The organism is Mesorhizobium sp. WSM4813, assembly GCF_055811555.1.
On record NZ_JBVVQU010000066.1, the window covers coordinates 26,533 to 32,881 of the forward strand.

Genomic DNA, 6,349 nt, shown 5'->3' on the forward strand with positions numbered 1-6,349 from the left:
ACGCTGGCGCGACAATGCTGATGAGAAGCGCGACTATCTGGGAGAGGCTGGCATCGCGGCGGAGGTGATGATCGCGGCATTGATGTCACGCGCAACAGAGTTTGTCGGTTTGATTGTCGCGGTGCGTCATCAGCGACGCTGTTGGTGGGTGTGGCATAGATGCGCGTCCTATGCCATGCTTTCGCTCCATGGCGGCGCCTGAAGCTGTCGATATTGATCTCGAAAGATGGTGGCGTAATGGTACGAGGCGGTGGAATGCGGCAAGCCTCTGGCGGGTCCCATCTGCCGAACATGTGTAGCGTAATGAGAGAAGTTCGATACGCAAACCACAGCCTCCCGCCGCACCTGCCGGTGCAATTCCCACCGGCAAGGCGATATTTCAAACTTGATGGAGCGGGCGCCGGCCATCTAAAAATGCGATGGCACTAGCCGGGACATTATATTGGCGAACTCGAGGCCAAGTGGCCCATAGTCTGATAGGCTGCTGATTGAACTCAGCCACCGTCCACGCGATCCGATTGAAATCGAGCGAAAACGAAGTGCAAATCAAAGATGTCGTCCTCGCGCCTGGTAACGGCGCATTTTTCTATGACGATCAGGAAGCCATTAGGTCCGGCGCGATCCAAGACGGCTTCATCTATGCCGGCGCACCGACAACGCCTGGGTTCAAATCGATTCGCATCCCAGCATCTTCGGTCAGCGTTGGGCTTGTCCTTACCGACGACACCGTTGTTTGGGGCGACATGATGAACGTCCAGTACTCTGGTGCTGGCGGACGCGAACCGCTGTTTGACACGAACCAAATCTCGGATTTGACCTCGCGGGTCGTGGCCCCGCGGCTTCTGGACGTGGATGCATCCCAGTATCTTGATGCCTGCTCGAAGGTTTTCGATTGCTTCGAATATCATCGGCTGCCTCTCGCGATAGAGTATGGCGTCAGCCAAGCACTCCTTCGTGTAGCGGCCCATCTTCACCGCAAGACTATGGCGGAGATCATATGTGCAGAATTTGATCTGCCGCTGCCGACGCGCAGCGTCCCGATCTACTGCCAGAGCGGCGATGCTCGCGAAATCAATGTTGACAAGATGATTTTGAAGGGCGTGGATGTTCTTCCTCACGGCTTGATCAACTCACGGCAGAAGTTCGGCGACCACGGCAAAACCTTGTTGGAGTTTGTGAAATGGGTTGCAACGAGGACACGTGAAATCGGCCCCCCGGCGTATCATCCGATCTTGCATTTCGATGTGTATGGGTGGATTGGTCAGGAAATCGGCCTGGAGCCGCAACGCATCGCCGATTTTATCTGCAAGGTTGCAGATACCGTTCCGGATTTCACGCTCAACATTGAGTCGCCGGCGGATTTCGGTTCGACGAAAGCTCAAATTGAGAACTATGCCAGGATCGTATCGATTTTGGACCGCCGGGGTTCCAGCGCCCGCATTGTCGTGGATGAGAGGTGCAATACCCTTGAGGATATTAGGCTCTTTGCCGAAGCCAAGGCCACGCATCTCGTTCAAATCAAGACGCCCGATGTTGGCTCAATTGCCGACACAGCGCGCGCCGTTCTCCTCTGCAAAGAAAACAGGGTCGGAGCGTATGTCGGGGGAAGCTGTACCGAGACAGATCTCTCCGCCCAGGCTTCTGTCCACGTATCGGTGGCAACCCAGGCCGACATGATGCTCGCAAAGCCCGGAATGGGTGTCGACGAGGCATTCTCAATTGTTGGGAACGAACAAAACCGGTTGCTGGCGATGCTGAATCGTCGTCGGACTCAAAACGAAAAAATTGGATGAAAAGCGGTGTAGCATGCAAAACTCTCTTGAGGGGATCACTGTCGTGGCCGTGGAGCAGGCCGTGGCCGCGCCTTACGCATCGTCCCGTCTTGCTGACGCCGGCGCACGCGTCATCAAGGTCGAAAGGCCCGAAGGGGACTTTGCCCGAAACTACGACAAGTTGGTGCGGGGACAGAGCGCTTACTTCATCTGGCTCAACCGGGGCAAGGAGTCGGTCTGTCTCAACCTGAGCTCGGAAGCGGACCGCGAGGTCCTCGACATGCTCATTGCCGCTTCTGACGTCTTTATCCAGAATCTGAAGCCGGGCAGTATCGCTAAACTGGGGTTCGGGTCTGCGGATCTCCGTCGCCGTTTTCCGCGGCTGATCACCTGCGACATCTCTGGTTTCGGGGAGACAGGGCCGTATTCCAATTTGAAGGCTTATGATCTCATCGTCCAGGCCGAAACAGGTCTATGCGCCATCACCGGCACCCAACAGGGACCCGCGCGTGTTGGGGTTTCGGTTTGCGACATCTCGGCGGGCATGACAGCGCATAGCGCCATTCTTCAGGCGCTGTATTACCGCGAGCTCACCGGCGAAGGGACAAGCATCCAGGTGTCACTGTTCGATTCCATCGCCGACTGGATGAACGTGCCCGTACTGCAAAACGACTACAGCGACTACCATACGGAACGCGCCGGCGTGAAACACCCGTCGCTGGCGCCGTATGGCGCCTATCGATGCGCCGATGGCAAAGACGTCATCTTTTCGGTTCAGAATGACCGCGAATGGGTAAATTTCTGCGCCAAATTCTTGAAGCAGCCGGAACTCACGCGGGCACCTGGTTTTTCCGATAATATGGAGCGCCTTGGTCATCGTGCGCAACTTGATGTAATCATTGAACGGCGCTTTTCTGAACTATCCTGCGACGAAGCGATGCGGGAGCTCGAGGCGGCCGGCTTGGCATATGGCCGACTGAACGAAGTGGCGGAGGTTTCAAAACATCCACACATTCGTAGGGTGCAGGTTGGAACACCTGACGGAAGCGTAGAGACGATAGCGCCCGCGGCGATTTTCAATTCCGAGCACCCATCGCTGCGCCCAGTCCCGGCCCTTGGCGCTCATACCGAGGCTGTCCGTGCGGAGGTTCTGGGGCTTCTACGCGAACGAGCCACGTCGGCTTGAGGGCGTGTGTCGGTAAGGTGAGTGTGCTCGCGATTTAGAGAGAGCGTGATAGTTCGGGTCACCCAAGCGCACCGATCGGCTATGGGACTGACTGCTGCCGCTTTTGCTCAAATCTTCAGCCGACCTTTCCTCATTGGTCAGGCCAACAGCCAATCTGCAGAGGCGAATCCATGATGAAGGACACCGTTCCGGCCGTTGAAAGCGCGATGTCTGTGCCGCGCTGGAGATCCCTGCTCTTCGTTCCCGTTCACGTTCCGCGTTTTGTCGAGACGGCTCATGAGAGGGGTGCAGATGGCATCATTCTGGACCTGGAGGATTCAGTTCCCCAAGACAAGAAGGGCGAGGCTAGGAAGCAGCTTTCTGGATCCGTGGCAAAGGTGGCGCGCAATGGCGCATCTGTTTTGGTTCGCGTCAATCGTGATTTGCGCGCCTTGGCGGCCGATCTGGATGCAGCCGTAATAGCTGGTGTTGACGCACTGGTTCTGCCGAAAACGGATTCGGCGGAGTGGGTTTTAGAGATCGCGAATGCGGTTTCAGAACTTGAACGTGAAAGAAATCTTCCGCTGGGACGCATCAAGTTTCTTGCCCAGATCGAGACCCCGGCGGCCTTGCAAAGGCTCGCGGCCATTGCGTCAGCGCATTCCAGGATGGTCGCAATGGCGCTCGGTCCTGAAGACTTCAGCGCCGCTGTAGGCGGCGCGCCGGAGTTCGACCTTCTGTTGACGCCGAACCTTTCTGTTCTTTTTGCCGCCCGTGCGGCCGGCTTGCTCCCGCTGGGCTTCGTAGGAAGCATCGGCGAGCTGTGCGACACATACAAACTTCGTCAAGTTGCGGCGCATGCGCGGCGGCTTGGCTTTGCTGGAGCTTTGGCGATCCATCCGACTCAGGTGGTCATTTTCAATGAGGCTTTCTCGCCAAGCGCGCAGGAACTCGAATGGGCCCGCGGTGTCGTCGCGGCGGAAAGTGATGCCGCGACGCGTGGACTGTCTGCATTCTCGTTGAATGGTAAAATGATTGATCCGCCAGTGGCTAGACGCGCCCACGAGATTCTGGCTCTCGCCAGCAGTAACTGACCTGCTTTATTAGGTCCAGGACAGCGCTAATTTCCACCCTATGGCCCTAGTTTGTTACTTGCCTACCATCTCGTTTCGAGATAGATATAAAGGACGTGCCCGGTCGGATTTCACCGTGGACTTCAGGCAATCGTCGCTGCCTTACGCCGTGGACTGTCCGGCCGTTATTATCGCTCGCAAGCTTGCCCCGCTCTGGCGGCGGCCTGCCCGGTGATCCTCCATGCCATTGGCCCCATTTGCGTTGCAGGATCGTCCGGTGGACCGATTCCTGATTTTTCGGACGTTCGGTCATTCGGGATAAAAATTCCTCATATAGGGACGTGAACGTCAAGACTTTCACGATTGGCACTGAGCAGATGCCTCGATATAGGCAAACGCGCGGCGAATCGAAACCATGCAACGCCGGACCAAAGACGCAGTAGAGGGCGGCCCCCGCATCAAGACCGGTGGCGCCCCACTTGAATGCCCGGGATTTTACTGGCCGCCGACCATCTTGACGCGCGTACCGAAGGAAGCGAGACTGCTTCATGAAGAGCCGTTCAGGACCGATCCTCACCGTGGCGCGGGTTCAACGGCTGTTGGAAAACAGCTAATCATGCTCGCGGCGAATAATTTGTAGCGCTGCATCCTTGAACTCGGTGGACACTCTCCGATCGTGTGCGAGAATGCCGACCTAGCAAAGGCAATACCGTATTTCGGAATACACGTTCGAGTGCGCGGGCCAGAGTTGCAATGCGCCCAGTAGGATTCTTGCCGCCCGGTGTCGAAGAGGCGATCGAGGAAGCCAGCGCCACCGAGTACGGTCGCCGCCTACTTGTCACTGGCGCTGCCGTGAATTACCTGAAAGGGGTGTCTGCGGATGCCGCCCTTCAGTATATCTCGTACTATCATCCTCCAGATTACATCCGGTCTCTCTCTCAGGCACTGGTTTTCTGTGACCCGCCTCAGCCTCTGGCGCGACAGGCACAGACGTTCAGGCGCTATTGCATTTGCTCGCCAAAGGTCTCGCCCACACCAGTTACATCGATTCTGATTGCAAACGGCTTTCGGGAGCCGTCTGGACAGGCCGAGGGAGCTTGACTGACCGCGCCACATAGCGCAAACAGATAAAGTACTCATTATCATTGAGCGGATTTATGATGCGCCCCTACGAAGAGCGTTTCGTTTGGCGGCTTGACTGGAACCTACTGCGCACCTTCACGGTGGTTGTTGAGCAGGGCGGAATCACGCGCGCGGCGCAATTCTTGGCGCTGAGTCAGCCTACAGTCTCAAGTGCGCTGAAGCGGCTCGAGGACACTCTCGAAAAAAGACTTCTGGATCGACGGCCCGGCCATTTCGCGCTGACGCCGGCGGGTCAAACGCTCTATCACGAAAGCTGCCTACTCTTTGGGTCGATTTCGCGCCTGCCAGGGCTGATGGCGGCCGCTGAAAGCGTGATCACCGGGCACATTGCCATCGCAATGACAAGCCACGTGGTATGCCCGCATTTCGACGAGGCGCTGGCGCAGTTCAACAAAGCCTATCCCGAGGTAACCTATTCGATATCGATCACTGACAGTGCCGAGGTCCTCAGCCGGATAAGGCAGAACCAGGCTACGGTGGGGCTGTGCCTCATGCGCGAGGAAGATCCGCAACTGGAAAACCGCGTGCTGTTTCGCGAGTTCTTCGGTCTATTCTGCGGACCCGGCCACCCGCTGTTCGGCAAGATGGAAATTGCCCCAGAGGCGTTGTCGGGCCAGCCCTCGGTCTCGTTCCAGACCGAAATAGAGAATGGCCCGCTCTACCTAGTGCGCCAGCTACGCGAGCGGGTCAATCTGCAACCCGAGGGACGCGGCGTTTCGGCAAACCTGCCGGAGGTGCGGCGTATGATCGTTAGCGGTCTCGGCATTGGCGCGCTCCCGGTTCACATCGCACGACGGGAAGTAAATTCCGGACTTCTGTGGCCATTGCCGCCATGGGAAGAACTGCCCGCGATCGACATCCATTTCGTCCTGAACCCGCGCCGAAGCTTTAATCCGGCCGAGGCCGCATTTGTGACGGCAATTCATGAAATGATCGCAGCGACGCCGTTCGAGGAGCGCACCTATTCGTGAAGTAATCATTCTGTCCGGAAGGTCACGACCTCCTGCAGAAAGTCGCCGGTCATGCTAATTTCGTCGGCCAGATAGTCTCGGGCTGCTTCCGTCCGCCTCTCGCGCAGCGCCGTGGTAATCTTGCGGTGACGGTCAGGCGCGCGGCTAGCTAGAGCGCGTCCTGTTTAATCTGGGTCGTATCCAGCTGCCTTGAAGTAGTTGGCGCATTCGGCTGGGGTGAAGCGT

4 protein-coding genes and 2 pseudogenes are annotated in these 6,349 nt (G+C 57.4%); all 6 read left to right on the plus strand.

Going from position 1 to position 6,349, the window contains the following annotated elements:
- Nucleotides 1-539 precede the first annotated feature (539 nt).
- Nucleotides 540-1,793: a methylaspartate ammonia-lyase gene (locus AC0L25_RS27885; RefSeq protein WP_473598439.1), complete on the plus strand. Its 1,254-nt coding sequence runs from the start codon at nucleotides 540-542 to the stop codon at nucleotides 1,791-1,793.
- Nucleotides 1,794-1,806: 13 nt separating this feature from the next.
- Nucleotides 1,807-2,958: a CaiB/BaiF CoA transferase family protein gene (locus tag AC0L25_RS27890; RefSeq protein ID WP_473598434.1), complete on the plus strand. Its 1,152-nt coding sequence runs from the start codon at nucleotides 1,807-1,809 to the stop codon at nucleotides 2,956-2,958.
- A gap of 170 nt (nucleotides 2,959-3,128) precedes the next feature.
- The gene (locus AC0L25_RS27895; protein ID WP_473598435.1) at nucleotides 3,129-4,031 is read left to right on the plus strand and encodes an HpcH/HpaI aldolase/citrate lyase family protein; all 903 of its coding nucleotides are present in this window, start codon (nucleotides 3,129-3,131) and stop codon (nucleotides 4,029-4,031) included.
- A gap of 394 nt (nucleotides 4,032-4,425) precedes the next feature.
- Nucleotides 4,426-4,512: pseudogene (locus AC0L25_RS27900) on the plus strand (hypothetical protein); the annotation flags it as partial.
- An 84-nt stretch (nucleotides 4,513-4,596) separates the two neighbouring features.
- Nucleotides 4,597-4,798: pseudogene (locus AC0L25_RS27905) on the plus strand (aldehyde dehydrogenase family protein); the annotation flags it as partial.
- A gap of 369 nt (nucleotides 4,799-5,167) precedes the next feature.
- A complete protein-coding gene (locus AC0L25_RS27910; RefSeq protein WP_473598436.1) occupies nucleotides 5,168-6,124 on the plus strand; it encodes a LysR family transcriptional regulator in 957 nt (318 codons plus the stop codon).
- Nucleotides 6,125-6,349: the final 225 nt, after the last annotated feature.

What these genes read in the sequence shown, in the direction of transcription:
- AC0L25_RS27895 (WP_473598435.1), top strand. Translation starts at nt 3,129, where the DNA reads ATGATGAAGGACACCGTTCCGGCCGTTGAAAGCGCGATGTCTGTGCCG.
- AC0L25_RS27890 (WP_473598434.1), top strand. Translation starts at nt 1,807, where the DNA reads ATGCAAAACTCTCTTGAGGGGATCACTGTCGTGGCCGTGGAGCAGGCC.
- AC0L25_RS27910 (WP_473598436.1), top strand. Translation starts at nt 5,168, where the DNA reads ATGATGCGCCCCTACGAAGAGCGTTTCGTTTGGCGGCTTGACTGGAAC.